The organism is Streptomyces sp. ASQP_92 (assembly GCF_025399895.1).
Classification (GTDB): domain Bacteria; phylum Actinomycetota; class Actinomycetes; order Streptomycetales; family Streptomycetaceae; genus Streptomyces.
Genome location: NZ_JAODUA010000024.1, coordinates 43,985 through 59,362 on the forward strand (window position 1 = coordinate 43,985; position 15,378 = coordinate 59,362).

A 15,378-nucleotide genomic window follows, 5' to 3' on the forward strand; every position below is an offset into this window, starting at 1 on the left:
CAACACCCCCCGACCTCACCCAGGAGGATTCGCGATGCCGACGACCTCGACCCGCGGCCGGCCGGCCGCCGCCGAGCTCACCTGCCAGGAGCGCGAGGTGCTCCGCGGAGTCGGCTGCGGCCTGACGGACCACGAGATCGCCCACGCCCTCGCGCTCCCCGAGAACGCGGTGCACGTCCAACTCGGCCGGATCCTCACCAAACTCGAGCTGCGCGACCGGACCGCCGCCATCGTCCACGCCTTTGACAGCGGCCTCGTCGTACCCGGCCGGGGCCGGCGCGCGGCATCCCGTCCGGCACAACGGGCGGCCGTCCGCCCCTCCCGTACACAGCGCGTACGGATCTCCGTGCTCGGGCCCCTGCGGGCCTGGCGCGACGGGCAGCCGGTGGACCTGGGGCACCTGCGGCAGCAGGCCGTGCTGGCGTCGCTCGCCCTGTGCTGGGACCGGACGGTGAGCAAGGACGAACTCCTCGACGGAATCTGGGGGATGGAGCCACCGCTCACCAAAGTCGTGCCGGTGTACATCTACCGGCTGCGCAAGGTCCTGCAGGTCGAGAACCGGGCGGACTCCGTCATCAGGCGCGACCGCTGCGGCTACCAACTGGTCCCGGACGCGGTCGCGGTGGACGTGGAGCGCATGGAAGAACTGGTCACCGACGCCGGAGCCGCCGAACGGGCCGGCGCGCTGAACGAAGCGGTCCGCATCTGTGCCCAGGCGCTGGACCTCTTCCGCGGCGAGCCCCTGGCCGGGCTGCCGGGCCCCTTCGCGGAGCTGGAACGCGTACGGCTCACCGAACGCAGGACCAGCGTCACCCTGCGCAAACTCGACCTGCAAATGCGGCTGGGCCGCCATGCCCAGGCGGTCGGTGAGCTGTGGGCCCTGGCCGTGGCCAGGCCGCTGGACGAATCCGTCGCCGCGATGCTGATGCGCGCCCTGTGCCTCAGCGACCGGCCGGCCGACGCGCTGTCCGTGTTCGAGCGCACCCGCCGCCGACTGGCCGACGAGCTGGGGGTGGCACCTGGCCGGCTCCTGTGCGGGACACGCCGCACGATCATGCACGGACGCGATGTCGGCCCCACCTCGGCCACGCGGTGACCGGCCCCACCACGCCCCGTACCTGCGGCGAGGAACTGCTCCTGGCGCGGATCTCCGCGGCCGCCGGCCGCGCGCGCCTCGGCAAGCGGCTGGCGACCTACGCGGCGACCGCGTACCGCCCCCGCACCCGGGCCGGTCTGTACCGGGCGGTCCGACGCCTGTCGGCCCGTGCGCCGGACGGCCGCTACCGGGCGGCGGGGGCGAAGCCCAACGCACGACTGGACCTGTACGAAGGCGGGATGACCGTTTCCGTGAAGGGCCGGATCCACATCGTCCGCTACGACACCACCATGGTGTTCCGGCGCAGCAGCCGATCGCGCGGGCCTTCCCCCTTCGACACCGCCCTCATCCACACGCTCACCGACGTCGAACGCAAGCGTGTGGTGCTGCACGCCAACCCGGAAGGCGGTGACGCGGAGGCCTGGCAGCACGAACTGCGACGAGCCGTGACACGAGCCCAACTGCCCGCCGCCCTGGCCGCCTTGTACCGGGGCGAGCGCGTCTCCTTCGCCGGCGTCTGGCTGACCACCGAGCACATCGGCTTCCGTGAGCTGTGTCTCCCGCTGCCGCGGGTGCAGAGGATCGGGACGCGCGAGGGGTTCCTCACGGTCACCGTCGGCGGGCGCCGATACCGCCTCGGCCCGGAAATGTCCGGCATCCCGAACGTCTTCGTCCTCCGCGCGCTCGTCGAGCACTGCCGCACGGGCGGCAGGGGTGCCACCGGCGGCGGGTGACCACCGGGCGCCGCGGAGGTCAGCCCTGTTCCTTGTGCACGGCCGTGTTCTGGCAGGCGGTCAACAGCCAACGCCCGTCCTCCTGCTTGGTCATCACATAGAGCGGGGCGCCCTCGTCGTCGCCCTCGGCCGAGTGGTAGACCTGACGGACCTTGACCGCCGCCACATCGGGACGCAGGAACTGTGTGTGGGTCACCTCGTAGGTGACCTGCCCGTCCCAGCTCGCGGCGGGCAGCACCGCGCGCGTGAATGCGGCGATCGCCTCGCGGCCGATGAGCACCTTTCCGTGCGCGGTTGTCCACAGCGCTTCCGGGTGGAAGAGGCTGAGGAATCCCTCGACGTCCTTGGTGCGCTGGGTGCGCTCGACGGTGGCGACGACCTGCTCAATGGCCTTGATATCGGCGGCTGCGATGTCCATGAGGTCCACCCTCCGCCCTCAACCGTGGTTGAGGTCAAGCAGGTTGGGCTTCAGCACCTCCTGGCACCAGCGGCGGAAGTCGGTCGGAGCGGCCGATGCCGAGGCCTTCTGTTCGGCGTCGTAGATGCCGTCGTTCTGCGCGGCGGCCATGTCGACCAGGCCCTGCGCCCAGGCGGGATGCATCCCGTACCGCGTCATCGTCTCCTTGTACGTCCGCTCGTCGACCTGCTGAAAGCCGACCGGGCGCTCCAGCACCTCGGACAGGACGCGTGCCATGTCGTCGGGGGACAGCGCGTCGCCGATCACGGGGACGGTCTCCTGCCCGCTCCAGGAGTCGTCGGCCAGCAGGGCCGCGGCGGTCGCGGCTATGTCGCGGGTGGCGACGGTCGCCAGTGGGCGGTCGGCGGTGTTCGCGAGGAAGAACGTCCCCTGGGCCCTGATCGTCTCGACCTGGTTGAGGAGGTTCTCCATGAAGAACGGCATGGCCAGGGCGCGGTAGTTCACGCCCGTCCGCTCGATCATGTCGTCCATCGCGAACGCGGGTGACAGCAGCCCGGCGTGCCTGCCGTAGGCGCGGCCCAGGCTGGTGATGCCGACCACGCGCTCGACACCGTGGTCCGTGAGGGCCTGGCAGGCCGGGCGGGTGAAGCCGAGGTAGTGCTCGTGCGTGTCGTCGGTGCCGGGGTTCGGGGGGACCAGCCACAGAACGCTGTCCGCGCCGCGGAAGGCTTCGTCAAGCGTCGCCGGGTCGCGGTGCGAGCCCCGCACGACTTCGGCGCGCTCGCGCGTCCGCGGCGTCAATCGGGAAGGGTCGCGAGCGATCACCCGGACCGGCTGCCCCCTGTCGAGCAGCGCATCGAGGACCTGGTGGCCGATCTGGCCGGTGGGGGCGGTGAGGACGATCAAGGGGAACCTCCTGCGGTAGGGCGGCCTTCGTGTGTCGGCCTTCTTATGGCGCCTTATTGCGGCGGCCACTGTTTCCATCGTTAACAGTCACACGTTTCCGACGATCCAGCAAACCGCTAACGCGAAACTGTTATCATCGGAAACATGGGTATCGACCGCTCTGCCGCGCCGGAGAGCAACGCTGAACGGATCGTCGCCGCCGCGCTCCGGCTTCTCGCCGAGGGCGGGCGCGAAGCGGTGTCGACGCGCGCGGTGAGCAGCGCGGCGGGCGTTCAGGCGCCGACCATCTACCGGCTCTTCGGCGACAAGCAGGGCCTGCTCGACGCCGTCGCCGCGCACGGCTTCGCGACGCATCTCGGCACCAAGGCCCGCCTCGAACCCTCCGGTGACCCGGTCGAGGACCTCCGCGCGGGCTGGACCCTCAACCTGGAATTCGGGCTGGCCAACCCGGCGCTCTACACCCTCATGTACGCCGAACCCCGCCCGGGAGGCATGCCGCCCGCCGCCGTGGCCGCGCTGGAGATCCTCGGGGACCACATCCACCGCATCGCCGAGGCCGGCCGCCTCCGGGTCGACGAGGCCCGGGCCGCCCAACTGGTCCACGCGGTCGGCGGCGGCGTCACCCTCGCCCTCATCGCCACGCCCGAAGACCGCCGGGACCTGTCCGTGTCCCGGCTGGCGAGGGAGGCGGTCATCGACGCGATCACCACCGGCGCGCCCGCCCCGGCGCCACCCGGCCCCGCCGTCGCGGCCCTCGCCCTGCGCGCCCTCCTCCCGCAGACCGGTGTGCTGACACCGGGCGAGCACGGCCTGCTCACCGAACTGCTCGACCGCATCGCGCGCGCCGGATAGTCCAGGGGGCGCCGGGCGCTCCCTCTCCTAAAGCTCCAACAACGGCTCCAGGGAACGCAGTTGGCGGCGGAGGTCGTCCAGGGGATGGGTCCGGTCCCGTTCCAGGACGAGGTAGATGAAGATGCCGCCCTCGCGCAGACGCGGCAGGGGCCGGATTATGTGCAGTTCCCTGTCGAGCGTGATGAGGATGTCCTCGACGCTGTCCTGGGGATAGCCGAGGAGCTCCAGGGTGTAGAGCTTGGCCCGCATGACGTCGCTGTCGCCGTAGGCGACCTTGTCCATGTCCAGCCCGCTGCCGCGGTCCAGCGAGCCGAGAACCCGGCGCTGCCGGAAGTCGACGATCGCGACGCCGGTGGCCCCGTCGATCGCCAGTGCCTGCTCCAGGACACCGTTGAGCCCTTCCATCCACGTACGCCCTTCGTCGACGGGAAACGGAAAGGCGTGGTGCCACCCGGTCCTCCCGGTTACTCAGAGCCTGCACGCTGACGGACAGCTGACACATCGCGCGCGGGGGGCAGAAGTGTTCGGAGGGCACTCAGGACAGTGACGCGCCCGCCGTCCGCGGGCCGGGGGCGGGTTCAGACCGTGACGCGCCCGACTGTCCGCGGGCCGGGGGCGGCTTCAGACCGTGACGCGCCCGACTGTCCGCGGGCCGGGGGCGTCGGCGAGGATGGGGCTCCGTCCGTTGGCCGTCCGAGCAGAGGAGTGCTTGCGCAGATGCCCGCTTCCGGTTCCCCCTCCGGTTCCAAGCCTCCGACGATCGCCGATGTCGCGCGCGTCGCGGGCGTGTCGCGTACGACGGTCTCGCACGCGCTCAATGGCCTGGGCAAGGTGGACCCCCGGACCCGGCAGCGGATCAAGGACATCGCCCTGGAACTGGGATACCGGCCCAACTTGCGGGCCCAGCGCCTGCGTACCGGACAGGCGAAGGCCATCGCGTTGGTGTCGTCGATGCCGTTCGCGGTGGCCGGAGGGCCGTCGCGGCTCGGCTTCTACATGGAGGTGGCCGCAGCCGCCGCAGAGAGCGCGCTCGTCCACGGCTACGCCCTGGTACTCGTCCCGCCCGTGCGGTCCGGGACCGCGCTCTACTCCCTGGACATCGACGGGGCCGTCGTGGTCGAGCCCGACATCGACGACGCGGCGGTCGCCCAACTGCGCGGCCGGGGGCTGCCGTACGTCGCGCTGGGCCGGCCGGTCGCGGCGGACGACGACGCCCCGTACGTGGATCTGTGGGGCGACCGGGTCGCGACCGTGCTGCTCACCCACCTGCGGGAGCAGGGCGCCCGGCGCCCGGCGCTCGTCGTCGGCTCGGGCTCACGGCATTCCGCGGTCGACGCGCGGTCCGCGTACGAACGGATGGCCGCGGAACAGGGCTGGCCCCCCGTCGTCGAGGCATGGCCCGAGACGGGAGGCGAGAAGGAGGCCTACGAGCGCTGTACGGCGCTGCTCGCCGCACACCCCGAGACCGACGCGGTCTGCGCGCTGGTGGACGCGTTCGCGGTGGGGGCGGTCCGCGCCATCCAGGACAGCGGACGCTCCGTCCCGGACGACGTCATGGTGGCCACCCGCTATGACGGGCTGCGCGCCCGCACCTGTCACCCCTCCCTCACCGCCGTCGACCTGCATCTGGACCGGGCCGCGTCCGACGCGGTGGAGCTGCTGCTCGCGGGAGTGCGCGGTGCGTCGCCCGCGCTCGCTCCCACCGCGGCCCCCGCGCCGACCCTGATCGCGCGTGCCTCTACGCTCAGGGGCCCGCGATGAGGACGGTCCCGGACACCAGCGCGAAGACCAGCACGAACAGCCGCATCCTGCGGGCGTCGATGCGCTGATGCACCACCCGGCTCAGCCACGCCCCCGCGGCGATCACCGGGAGCAGCGCGGCCGCCCACCCCAGATCCGCAACACGTCCCTGTCCGGTGCCGAACAGGAGGGCCAGCGACGCCACTTCGCCCACCAGGAAGCAGGCGGCGACGGTGGAGCGGAGTTCGGCGGGGGGCCGGTGCTGATACACCAGGGCGAGCGGGGGGCCGCCGACCCCGGTCGCGGTCTCGGTGAGGCCGGTCACCAGTCCCGCCCCGACATACGCGACGCGGCCGGGCGCGAACGCGGGCGCGGCCAGACTGACGAGCGCCGCGAGCACGGTGGCGCCGCCCACGAAGAGGCCGATGTCGCGGTCCGGGATGAGCCGGAGCAACACGAGGCCGCCCGGGGTCGCGACCAGTCGGGCCACGGTGATCCACCGGGCTCCGCGCAGATCGAGCGAACCGCGTTCGCGCCAGGCGACGTACAGGTTCAGCGGAATCATCGACGCGAGGACGAACACGGGCAGCAGGGACGGGTCGAGGATCCCGGCCACCGGGGCCACGACCAGAGCGAAGCCGAGCCCGCTGCCGCCCTGGACGAACGCGGCGACCCCGACCGTGACGGCGAGGATCACCAGAATCTGAAGGGTCACTGTGCCGTGCTCCGGTTCCGTGCCGTGGAGATCCGTACCGTGGAGGCCGGAGCCGGGGAGGTCCGCGCCCCCGACCTGTGTGCGGCCGGCTCTTGAACGGCCGTCCTCCGCGCGGTGGTTGAGGTGGGGTGGGCGCGGGTGACGGGTGCCCGCGCCACGGCCGTTCGGGCCAGGGCGGTGGCGCGTCGTACCAGCCCTGGCCCGTCCCAGTCGGTGGGCTGGCCGTGCCACAGCCGCAGGCGGCCGGCCACGAACACGGCACTGATCTGGTCCCGGTTGCCGCGCCGCACCAACTCCCAGGGCAGGTCCCAGGACAGCGCGAGTTCGGGGGTCGATATGTCGACCAGCAGGAAGTCGGCCGCCATTCCGGCCGCGATGCCGCCGGTGTGGCCGCCGACGCCGACCGCGTCCGCGCCCCCGGCGGTGGCATGCTCCAGCCAGGTCCAGCCCGCCCCGCAGGACGAGTCGCCGGTGGTCAGCCCGTACGCGAGTCGCTGGGCGAACTCGGCCGCCTCGACGAGCCGGAACCCGTCGCCGCGGGTCCCGTCGCTGCCGATCCCGAAGCGGACACCGCGCTCGGCGAGGGTGGTCGCCGGGGCCACCGCGTTGCCCTTCCAGGCGCTCGCGACGGGGTTGTAACTGACGGCGGTTCCCGTGTCGGCGAGCAGGGACACCTCGCGGGGCGTCAGGAGCGTGGTGTGGGCGGCCAGCAGGTGTGGGCCGAGCGCGTCGATGCCGGCCAGGTATTCGAGTGGCCGGGCACCGTGCCGCAGCAGGGAGCGTTCGACCGCCGCCAGATGCTCGTTGACATGCATCTGGAGCACCGCCCTCGCCTCGGCGGCGAGGCGTCCCGTCGCGCTCAGGGTGGCAGGGGTGGCGGCCTCGGGGATGGAGATCGCGAGGGAGGGATGGATGAGCGGATCGTCGGTGTACGTGGCCAGATGCCGCTCCGCCCGCCGCAGAACCACCGAGGGGTCGGCGTCCGCACCGGGGCCGGTGTCGTCGCAGATCAGCCCGAGGACACAGCGGATCCCGGCGTCCCGCGCCGCGCAGGCGACGACGTCGGTGTCCACGGCGGCGCGCGTCCCGGCGTCGGTGACGGTGGTGCACCCGCCGCGCAGCGACTCCAACGCGGCCAGTTTCGCCGCCACATAGGCAGATTCCTCGTCGAGGGCGCCTTCGAGCGGCACCCACACCCGGCGGAATATCTCCGACGGCTCGCCAAAGGCGAGGGCCGCGCCGAAGCTCTGGGTGAGGTGGTGATGGCTGTCGACGAAGCCCGGCATCAGCAGGTGGCCGGGCAGCCGCAGGGCCTGGAGGCGCGGATACGCACGCTCCAGTTCTTCGGTCGGCCCCACCGCCTCGAACGAGCCCGCGGAGACGACCACCGCGTACAGCTCCATGACTCCTTCCGGCAGCAGGACCGCGTCGGGAACGAGGAGCAGAGGGCCGCGCGAGCGCAGCCGCTCCCGGATGTGCTGGTTCATCGGTTGCCTTCGGTGCGCAGTTCGGGGCGTACGGACAGCCGGGCGGCGAGCGCCGGTCCGACGTGGTGGAAGAGGACGTTGAGGACGGCCGCGACGAACGCGCCGACCGCTACGCCGCTTTCGAGCAGGATGCGGACGGTGGAGGGGAACCCCTGGTAGACGTCCGGGACGAGGATCGGCAGCAGGCCGAGCGCGAGCGCGACGGCACAGATGAACGTGTTGGTGTGCCGGTCGAGGTCGCAGCGGGCGAGCATCTGCACACCGAGCACCGTGATCACCGCGAAGACGACCATGGCGGTGCCCCCGACGACCGGGGCCGGGACCACGCTGATGGCTCGGGTCACCGGCGCCAGGAACCCGATGGCGATGAGGAAGACACCCGCGGCCGCCGTGACGAACCGGCTGCGTACGCCGGTGACGCGGACGATGCCGATGTTCTCCCCGCTCGTCACCATCAACGGCAGCCCGAACAGGCCGCCGAAGGCCGAGACCAGGGCGTCGCCGCGGATCGTCCTGGGCACCGCGACCCGCTGGTCGATCTCCTTGCCGACCGCCTCGGCGTTGATGACGGTCTGCCCGGTCGCCTCCGCCATGGACGCCAGGCTGTAGAGCATGAGCGGCAGCGCGGCCAGCACATCGAACCGGGGCGAGCCGAACGGCATCAGCCGCGGCACGTCTACCCAGCCGCCCTGGCCCAGGTGGGCGAGGCTCACGTCCCCGAGGAACAGCGCCAGGACCGTGCCCGCCAACAGGCCGAGCATGACGGAGAGTTGACGCAGGACGCCCCGCAGGAACAGATGGCAAACGACCGTGAAGCCGATGGTCGCCATGGACAGCGCGAGATGGCCGGGGGCGGCGAAATCGTGCGCGCCGGGGCGCCCGGTGACCAGCGTCGCCCCGACCCTCACCAGGTTCACGCCGACGATCACGATCATCGTGCCGATGACGAGCGGCGGGAAGTACCTCAAAAGGCGTGCGAAGACCGGCAGTACGGCGAAGGTGAAGACGGCTGTCAAAACGACCGCGCCCGTCGCGACCCGTGGCCCGTGCTCGTGGGCGATGGCCAGGAAGAGGATCAGCGGCGCACCGCCCGGCAACATGACGAACGGCAGCCGGGGCCCGAACTTCCAGATCCCGAGGGACTGGATCAGCGAGCCCGCGCCGGACAGTACGAAGGCGGCGGAGAGCAGATCGACGGTCAGCCCCGCGTCCAGCCGCAAGGTGGCGCTCATCAGGAAGATGGCGGAGATGGGTGTGGCCGCCATGACCAGCACGTGCTGCACACCGAAGAGCAGAATCCGCCCCAGGGGACGGGACTCGTCGACGGGGTGGACGGTGGCTTTCCCGGCCTCCGAGGGGGACGAGGGCGGGGGCGTGGGGCCGGCGGTTCCGTCATCCGAAGGGGGCGCGGGGGCGGGGGAGTGGTCCGGGGCGGTGGCTGGCTCGGGGGTGGCGGGCAGGGAGCGGCGGGGACGGGACACGTGCGAGCTCCGTTCGGGGTCGCGAGCGCGAAATTCAGCCGTGGACCGGCCCGGACGGGAGCCACATACGATCGGCCAAATCGATTTGGCCGTCAGTATGGGGAGGAGAGAGAAGGGGCGTCAAGGGGTGGGGCGGGGTGCCGGCGGCAGCGGAGCGGGCCTGCCCCATCGACCCGAGCCGCAGAGGGAAGCTCCGGCTGAACTGGACCCGGATCGGGGATTTCCGACCCGGGTCCCTCCTGGGACGGCTGTGCGCGGACGGAGCGAGATCCCGCACGGAACAACCGGCCCTGCGGCATCGCGTCCGATGCGTCGGCCCGCTCTGCTAGTGGGACAGCAGCGCGCAGACGAAGTCCTCTTCGACGGCGCGCAGATGCGCGAGCAGGTCCGGGTTGGTCCTCTGGTTCACCTGGGTGGTGACGGAGAGGGTGAGGCTGCGGCGGCCGTCCGGGGTGCCCGCACCGAACTGCGTGTAGCCCGCCGTGTTGCCGGTGTGCCCGTACACGACCCCGCAGCGGGTGGTGTACTCGAAGATCGCCAGTCCGGCACGGTTGGCGCCGGGGCCCGCCGGCTCCGAGGCGCCTTTGACGAAGGTCCGCTGCTGCCTGCGGGTCGCGTCGCCGATCAGCCTGCCGCCCGCGTAGGCGGCCATGAACGTGTTGAAGTCCGCCGGGGTGGAGACCAGGCCGCCCGATGCCCAGGAACCGGACGCGCCGAACAGGGTGGAGACGTCCTCGGGGCGTTCTCCCGGTTCGACGGCGTAGCCGTGCAGATAGGGCTCGGGCAAGCGGTAGCCGGAGGGGAGGCTCGTCCCGGTGAGGCCGAGCGGCTTGTAGACCTCCGAGGCCAGCAGCTCTTCGTAGCGGCGCCCGGTCGCCGCCTCGGCCATCAGGGCGACGGCGATGTTGTCGGAGTTGGAGTACTGGTAGCGGGAGCCGGGGGCGAACTCCAGGCCCTCTTCGGCGACGAAGTCGAGCAGGTGGCGGGGGTCGAAGACATGGTGCGGATCGGCCCGGATCAGGTCGCCGAACTCCGGTGCCTGGCTGTAGTCCGGCAACCCGCTGGTGTGGTTGAGGAGTTGACGGATCGTCACCTTGCCCCAGGCGGCGGGCAGTGAGGGCAGGCGGTGGGCGATGGTGTCGTTCAGGTGCAGCCGCCCGCGATCGACCAGGCGGAGCGCGACGGCGCCGCTGAACGCCTTGGCGGTGCTGGCCAGCCGCATGTGGTCGGTGGCGCGAGGCGGACGACCGGTGTCGATGTCCGCCACCCCGGCCCGGACCACCTGGACCCGTCCGCCGTCCCGGAGTACCGCGATGGCGCCGGGCGGCCCGTCCGGACGGTGGACCAGCTCCCGCAGCTCGGCCTGGAGGGCCCCGTCCCCGTTGCCATGGGGGTGCGCCCCGGCCCGGCCGGCCGGCACCCCGGAGTCATGGGGCGCCGCCCAGGCCTGGCCGGTCAGCGCCAGCGAAGCGGCGAGCAGGACGACGACCCCGCGCCCGCCGGGGCGGGACAGCGGCGAACGACGGTAGCGCAGTGACACGAAGAGCCTCCGAACGACGAGCCGGCGGGAGCGGCGGCCGACGCGACCGCCTGTACCACCCGCCGGTACGCCATGCATCACCTACCGCCCCTGCACCGAAACACCCTGACCTGCGAAGTGACCCGCCCAGCGCAGCCCACGAGCACCCGGATGCCGGAGGGGGCCGATGGCAGTTCACGGATCCGGCCGACGGAGGTGCAGGGCGTGGCCCCGCCGCGCGTTCACACCCCTCGCGGTCGCGCTGCTCGCCCTCCTTGAGCCGGTGGCAACGCCCCAACAGGCCGCTGGCGCAGGCGGGTTGCCTCAAGTGCTGCATGGGGCTTCGCCGTGGTCCACCCGCAGACCGTCAGCACCAACAACAGCCTCTCCTGCTCCAGTTGGTCCGACGCGACCAGGAGCAGCCGCGGCAGGGGCGAGGCCGCCTCCGTCGAGCAGATCGGTCGATCACGCCCTGGCGCCCGGCTACTACACCATCGCCGATTCGGGCTGCCCCGCCCGCTGACACCGGACGGCCCGGACCCCGCCCGCGTTCCTGCCGCGGGCCCGGGCCGGGCTACGACGCGGGTACGCGTACGGCGGCCAGCACCGGGAGGTGGTCCGTGGCCGCCCGCAGGTCCTGTTCCGCGATCCCGGGCAGGCCCATCGGGACCCCGCAGCCCAGCACCGACACCCCGGGTGTCGCGAAGACCGCGTCGATCCTCTGCAGGGGATCGCCGAGGCGGGTGGTGTGCTCCCGCCCCCAGGGCGCGGTCGCCCAGCCGTCCTGCAAGGAGCGCGCGAGCAGACCGAAGGTGCGGCCGTCGGGCCGGTCGTTGAAGTCGCCCCCGACAACGGCGTACGGCACCTCCAGGGCGGACATTCGGTCGAGGAGCAGCCGGCCCTGCTCGTAGCGCTCCGTGTCGCTGATGCTGAGGTGGCAACTGAGCACCCCGAGCCGGGCCCGGCCGAACCGCAACACGGCGGTGGAGAAGCCGCGTTGGTGCAGGCCGGGGGTGCGCGGGAGCAGGAGGTCCTCGGTGTGCTCCACATGGGCGCGGAGCGAGGAGAGGATCATCGGTCCGGAGGCGGTGGCGCCCCCCGAGACGTACACGAGCCCGGAGGACTTGGCGAGGCGGGCCGCGGCTTTGCGCCAGCGGAAGAACCGCGGGGCTTCCTGAACGCAGACGACGTCGGGCCGGCAGGCCCGGATCACCCGGGCCAGGGCGGTGACGTCGTCGCGCATGGAACGAATGTTGTAACTGAGCACACGCACCACCGCGGACCCGTCGGGCTCCGTCACGGACTCCGAAAGATCCCGCAAACTCTCCCGCGCCACACTCTCCACGCCGTCCACCTCAACGCCCTTTCCACAGCCCTGGCCTTCGCGAGAGTACCCCCGAGGGGCCGGGGCCACCGCGACGACGGGCCGTTCCCGCGCCGGGCGATGGCGGTGCGGGTGCGGTGCCGCCGACCTGCGTCGCGGTCGGCGGCACCCTGCCGTGACACGGGTGTGCCCGCGCCTACTTGAAGAGGCGGTCGGCGCCGGTGGCCATGCGATGGGTGGAGCCGTGCCGGTTCACCCAGTCCCGTACGAGGTTGATGGCGTTGGCGCACTGCCAGCTGTCGTCGTACTCGCGTACTCCGGTGAAGGCTCCGTAGCCTGCGATGATGCCGTCCACCCGCGCGTCACCCAGCAACTTGTCGACGTACCAGGGGTCGTTGTACGTGGTCGTCCAGGACAGCGTGGCCGCGAGCCTCCCGGCGGCGCGGTCCGATGCGCCCTTCTTCAGTTCCGCGCAGGTGTAGTGGTCGGCTTCGGTGCAGTTGCCGAACCCCTTGGTGATGTCGGAGTCGCCGTAGTCCATCACCCGGCGGCCGTTGGGGAAGCCCGAACCGGAGCGGTTGAAGGCGCCGGTCACTTGGTCGCGGGTGCCGGTCGTCGTGATGCCCTCCAGGGGGCCGAGCCTGTTCTCCAGGCTCTGCCAGCCCCTGCCGCCGACATCGGGCGTGCTGCCGCCGTGGTACTCGTAGAACCCGTACAGCACCTGTATCCCGGCGGCCGTCAGACGCTGCGCCTTGTCCCGCAGCCCGGCCACGCTGCACGTGCGGTTGGGCGCCTCGCCGCAGTAGTTGGGGTCCTTGATGTCCAGCCACACCAGCGCCAGTCGGCGGCCCGCTTCGGCGTTGGACAGGATGCGGTCGATCATGCCGTCGAAGCTGGGGCCGTGCCGGGTCTCACCGGCCGAGGAGCAGTCGTGATAGGCGCGCCATTCGTTGGGGTTGTACCACGCGCAGACGTCGATCTCGATGCCGTTGGCGCCGTGCTTGAGCGCGGCGTCCACCCCGTCCAGGGTGTCGACACGGTGCGCGATGGCATAGATCGCGTGCCGCTGGTCGGCTGCCGCGGCCGGGGTCGCGGTGAGCGCGGTGGCCCCCACGAGGGCGCACAGAGCGGCCAGCAGCGCGAGTAACCTCCGCGGGCCAACGGCCTTTTGCAGATGGGCAGTCAAGAAGCACACTCCTTCGTCGTTCCTCCGCCTGGCGGGGCACCCAGGGCGTCCTGCCACGCAACTAGATGAGACATGTGCCGGACGCGTTCCTCGCGCCCGCCGCACATGTCCGCCCGAACGGCCTTTGGCCGAAAGGCAGTTGAGGAGGATGAGGTCGGGGTGATGGGTTGGGAACAGGTCGGGCAAGCGCCTCGGAGGCCGACGTGCCGAACCGATCGCCGGGCCCGGAGGAACCAGGGGCTCACACCGCGCTGAAATGGGAGACCAGTAGCGCCAGTCGGCGGTCGTGGGCGCGCTCGGGGAGGCGGCCGCTGCGGGCGAGGGAGGCCAGGCCGTGCAGGCTCGCCCAGTACGTCTCGGTGAGAAGGTCGACGTCGTCCCCGTCGGCGGCCATCGGCGCCACCGCCTGGCGCAGTTCGCCGAAGCTCGTACGCAGTTCGGCCGGCGCATCGGCCGTGGCGAAGGGAAGGTCCACGGCGAGCGTGAACATCGCGTCGTACAGGGCCGACCGGCGGCGCGCGAACCGCGTGTACGCCTCGCCGACGGCGGCGAGCGCGCCCCGTTCGTCCGCGGCGCCGGTGCGGGCCGCCCGCAGCTCCCGGCCCAGTTCGGCGAACCCCTGGACCGCGACCGCGGCCATGATGGCGTCCTTGCCCTTGAAGTGGCTGTAGAGGACCGGCTGGCTGTACTCGACCTCGGCGGACAGGCGCCGGGTGGTCACGGCGCTCCAGCCCTCCGTCTCCGCCAGCTTCTGGGCGGCCGTCACGATCAGCCGCTCACGCTGGGCCCGTTCGCGTTCTCTGCGCGTCTGAATAGTCACGCAAGAAACCCTAGCAGTGCTAGCCGGCGGAGTGGGTGCTCTGATAGCTTCGCTCCTGTCGCTAGCGATGCTAGCGACCAAGCCACGGTTGATCACCAGCCACCCAAGGAGAGCCGGACATGACCGTCACCGCTTACACCCTCGCCGTCGTGCTCGACCTGTTCGTCGTGTTCATCGGAGCCCGCTTCCTCCTCCAGCCCGTACCGGCCGCCGCCGGCTATGGCGTGCCCGCGGCGCAGAGCGGTGGCGACCCCGCCTACCTCACCATCAAGGGGCTCAGAGACCTCACCTTCGGCCTGATGGGGCTGGCCCTGCTCGCGTTCGCCGGAGCGCGGGCCGAGGCGTGGTTCATGCTCCTCGTGGCCCTGGTCCCGCTCGGCGACACGCTGATAGTGCTGCGCCACGGAGGGACGAAGGCGGTCGCGTTCGGCATCCACCTCGCCACCGCCGTCGTCGTGCTCATCAGCGCGGTCCTGCTGTTCGTAGTCTGAGTCCGGCTCAAGACCGAAACCGACCCGAGGAGCGCCAAGTGTCCTTCATCCAGCCCGAGTTCGATGCATCCGTCGTGGTCCGCTCCGCCGATGCCGAGGTCGTCGGACGCGCACCCACCACGGTGCGCCTGCTCGCCGACAGCAGCGCCACCGGCGGCGCTCTGTCCACCCAGCGCGTCACCCTCACGGACGGCGCGAACGGAGCGGCCCCGCACCACCACAACAAGAGCGCCGAGATGTTCTACGTCCTCGACGGCGCGGCCGAGTTCCTCGCGGGGGAGCAGGTCGTCACGGCAGGCAAGGGCGACCTGGTCGTCGTGCCGCCGCGCATGGCCCATGCCTTCGCCGCCGCCCCCGGCTGCGACGCCGACCTGCTCATCGTCATCACGCCGGGCATCGAGCGCTTCGAGTACTTCCGCCACTTGCAGCGCATCGCGTTGGGTGAGTTGAGCCGGGAATCGCTCCTGGAGGTGCAGGAACGCTACGACAACCACTTCCTGACCAGCGAGGTCTGGAACGGGCGCCGCTGAGGAGCACGACCCCAGCCCCACCCGGAGCCCCACCCGCCCTTCGCGCAACCGATTCGGGTGAGGCCCGCGTCCCTCCCCG

Annotated in this window: 16 protein-coding genes; 6 read left to right on the forward strand and 10 right to left on the reverse strand. The window is 71.7% G+C overall.

The window, feature by feature from the left end:
• Nucleotides 1-34 precede the first annotated feature (34 nt).
• Entirely contained in the window at nt 35-1,096 is a 1,062-nt protein-coding gene (locus N4G70_RS32575; RefSeq protein WP_261716389.1) for a BTAD domain-containing putative transcriptional regulator, read from the forward strand.
• Nucleotides 1,093-1,830: a DUF6585 family protein gene (locus tag N4G70_RS32580; protein ID WP_261716390.1), complete on the forward strand. Its 738-nt coding sequence runs from the start codon at nt 1,093-1,095 to the stop codon at nt 1,828-1,830. Before N4G70_RS32575 ends, N4G70_RS32580 begins: the two co-directional genes overlap by 4 nt.
• A gap of 19 nt (nt 1,831-1,849) precedes the next feature.
• On the opposite strand, the gene N4G70_RS32585 is transcribed toward N4G70_RS32580, so the two are convergent.
• Both N4G70_RS32585 and N4G70_RS32590 read right to left on the reverse strand, forming a co-directional pair.
• Entirely contained in the window at nt 1,850-2,248 is a 399-nt protein-coding gene (locus N4G70_RS32585) for an SgcJ/EcaC family oxidoreductase (RefSeq protein WP_261716391.1), read from the reverse strand.
• 18 nt (nt 2,249-2,266) lie between these two features.
• Nucleotides 2,267-3,154, reverse strand: coding sequence for an NAD(P)H-binding protein (locus N4G70_RS32590; protein WP_261716392.1), 888 nt, complete (start codon nt 3,152-3,154; stop codon nt 2,267-2,269).
• A gap of 144 nt (nt 3,155-3,298) precedes the next feature.
• On the opposite strand from N4G70_RS32590, the gene N4G70_RS32595 reads away from it, so the two are divergent.
• Nucleotides 3,299-4,006 (forward strand): TetR/AcrR family transcriptional regulator, encoded by a 708-nt coding sequence (locus tag N4G70_RS32595; RefSeq protein WP_261716393.1) that lies wholly within the window; start codon nt 3,299-3,301, stop codon nt 4,004-4,006.
• Between the two features lie 27 nt (nt 4,007-4,033).
• On the opposite strand, the gene N4G70_RS32600 is transcribed toward N4G70_RS32595, so the two are convergent.
• On the reverse strand, nt 4,034-4,411 hold the full coding sequence (locus N4G70_RS32600) for a hypothetical protein (protein ID WP_261716394.1): 378 nt from the start codon (nt 4,409-4,411) through the stop codon (nt 4,034-4,036).
• 312 nt (nt 4,412-4,723) lie between these two features.
• Between N4G70_RS32600 and N4G70_RS32605 the strand changes: the two genes are divergently transcribed.
• Nucleotides 4,724-5,767, forward strand: coding sequence for a LacI family DNA-binding transcriptional regulator (locus N4G70_RS32605; RefSeq protein ID WP_261716395.1), 1,044 nt, complete (start codon nt 4,724-4,726; stop codon nt 5,765-5,767).
• On the opposite strand, the gene N4G70_RS32610 is transcribed toward N4G70_RS32605, so the two are convergent.
• The 7 genes from N4G70_RS32610 to N4G70_RS32640 all read right to left on the reverse strand — a co-directional run bounded on the left by N4G70_RS32610 (nt 5,751) and on the right by N4G70_RS32640 (nt 14,278).
• Nucleotides 5,751-6,461: a sulfite exporter TauE/SafE family protein gene (locus N4G70_RS32610; RefSeq protein ID WP_261716396.1), complete on the reverse strand. Its 711-nt coding sequence runs from the start codon at nt 6,459-6,461 to the stop codon at nt 5,751-5,753. The genes N4G70_RS32605 and N4G70_RS32610 overlap by 17 nt on opposite strands.
• Entirely contained in the window at nt 6,458-7,948 is a 1,491-nt protein-coding gene (locus N4G70_RS32615) for an amidohydrolase family protein (RefSeq protein WP_261716397.1), read from the reverse strand. Before N4G70_RS32615 ends, N4G70_RS32610 begins: the two co-directional genes overlap by 4 nt.
• Complete coding sequence (locus N4G70_RS32620; RefSeq protein WP_261716398.1) at nt 7,945-9,429, reverse strand: uracil-xanthine permease family protein; 1,485 nt, start codon at nt 9,427-9,429, stop codon at nt 7,945-7,947. The genes N4G70_RS32615 and N4G70_RS32620 overlap by 4 nt, the downstream gene beginning before the upstream one ends.
• A gap of 325 nt (nt 9,430-9,754) precedes the next feature.
• A complete protein-coding gene (locus N4G70_RS32625) occupies nt 9,755-10,969 on the reverse strand; it encodes a serine hydrolase (protein ID WP_261716399.1) in 1,215 nt (404 codons plus the stop codon).
• Nucleotides 10,970-11,522: 553 nt separating this feature from the next.
• Entirely contained in the window at nt 11,523-12,269 is a 747-nt protein-coding gene (locus N4G70_RS32630) for an endonuclease/exonuclease/phosphatase family protein (protein WP_261716429.1), read from the reverse strand.
• A 199-nt stretch (nt 12,270-12,468) separates the two neighbouring features.
• Nucleotides 12,469-13,458 carry a phospholipase gene (locus N4G70_RS32635; RefSeq protein ID WP_261716400.1) on the reverse strand — a complete coding sequence of 330 codons (990 nt, stop codon included), beginning with the start codon at nt 13,456-13,458 and terminating at the stop codon, nt 12,469-12,471.
• A 241-nt stretch (nt 13,459-13,699) separates the two neighbouring features.
• Complete coding sequence (locus N4G70_RS32640) at nt 13,700-14,278, reverse strand: TetR/AcrR family transcriptional regulator (RefSeq protein WP_261716401.1); 579 nt, start codon at nt 14,276-14,278, stop codon at nt 13,700-13,702.
• A gap of 119 nt (nt 14,279-14,397) precedes the next feature.
• Here N4G70_RS32640 and N4G70_RS32645 point away from each other — a divergent pair, with 119 nt between their 5' ends.
• Both N4G70_RS32645 and N4G70_RS32650 read left to right on the forward strand, forming a co-directional pair.
• A complete protein-coding gene (locus N4G70_RS32645) occupies nt 14,398-14,769 on the forward strand; it encodes a DUF4267 domain-containing protein (protein WP_261716402.1) in 372 nt (123 codons plus the stop codon).
• Between the two features lie 38 nt (nt 14,770-14,807).
• Complete coding sequence (locus N4G70_RS32650) at nt 14,808-15,299, forward strand: cupin domain-containing protein (protein ID WP_261716403.1); 492 nt, start codon at nt 14,808-14,810, stop codon at nt 15,297-15,299.
• Nucleotides 15,300-15,378 lie beyond the last annotated feature (79 nt).

What these genes read in the sequence shown, in the direction of transcription:
- N4G70_RS32585 (WP_261716391.1), bottom strand. Translation starts at nt 2,248, where the DNA reads ATGGACATCGCAGCCGCCGATATCAAGGCCATTGAGCAGGTCGTCGCC.
- N4G70_RS32645 (WP_261716402.1), top strand. Translation starts at nt 14,398, where the DNA reads ATGACCGTCACCGCTTACACCCTCGCCGTCGTGCTCGACCTGTTCGTC.
- N4G70_RS32600 (WP_261716394.1), bottom strand. Translation starts at nt 4,411, where the DNA reads ATGGAAGGGCTCAACGGTGTCCTGGAGCAGGCACTGGCGATCGACGGG.
- N4G70_RS32595 (WP_261716393.1), top strand. Translation starts at nt 3,299, where the DNA reads ATGGGTATCGACCGCTCTGCCGCGCCGGAGAGCAACGCTGAACGGATC.
- N4G70_RS32605 (WP_261716395.1), top strand. Translation starts at nt 4,724, where the DNA reads ATGCCCGCTTCCGGTTCCCCCTCCGGTTCCAAGCCTCCGACGATCGCC.
- N4G70_RS32575 (WP_261716389.1), top strand. Translation starts at nt 35, where the DNA reads ATGCCGACGACCTCGACCCGCGGCCGGCCGGCCGCCGCCGAGCTCACC.
- N4G70_RS32615 (WP_261716397.1), bottom strand. Translation starts at nt 7,948, where the DNA reads ATGAACCAGCACATCCGGGAGCGGCTGCGCTCGCGCGGCCCTCTGCTC.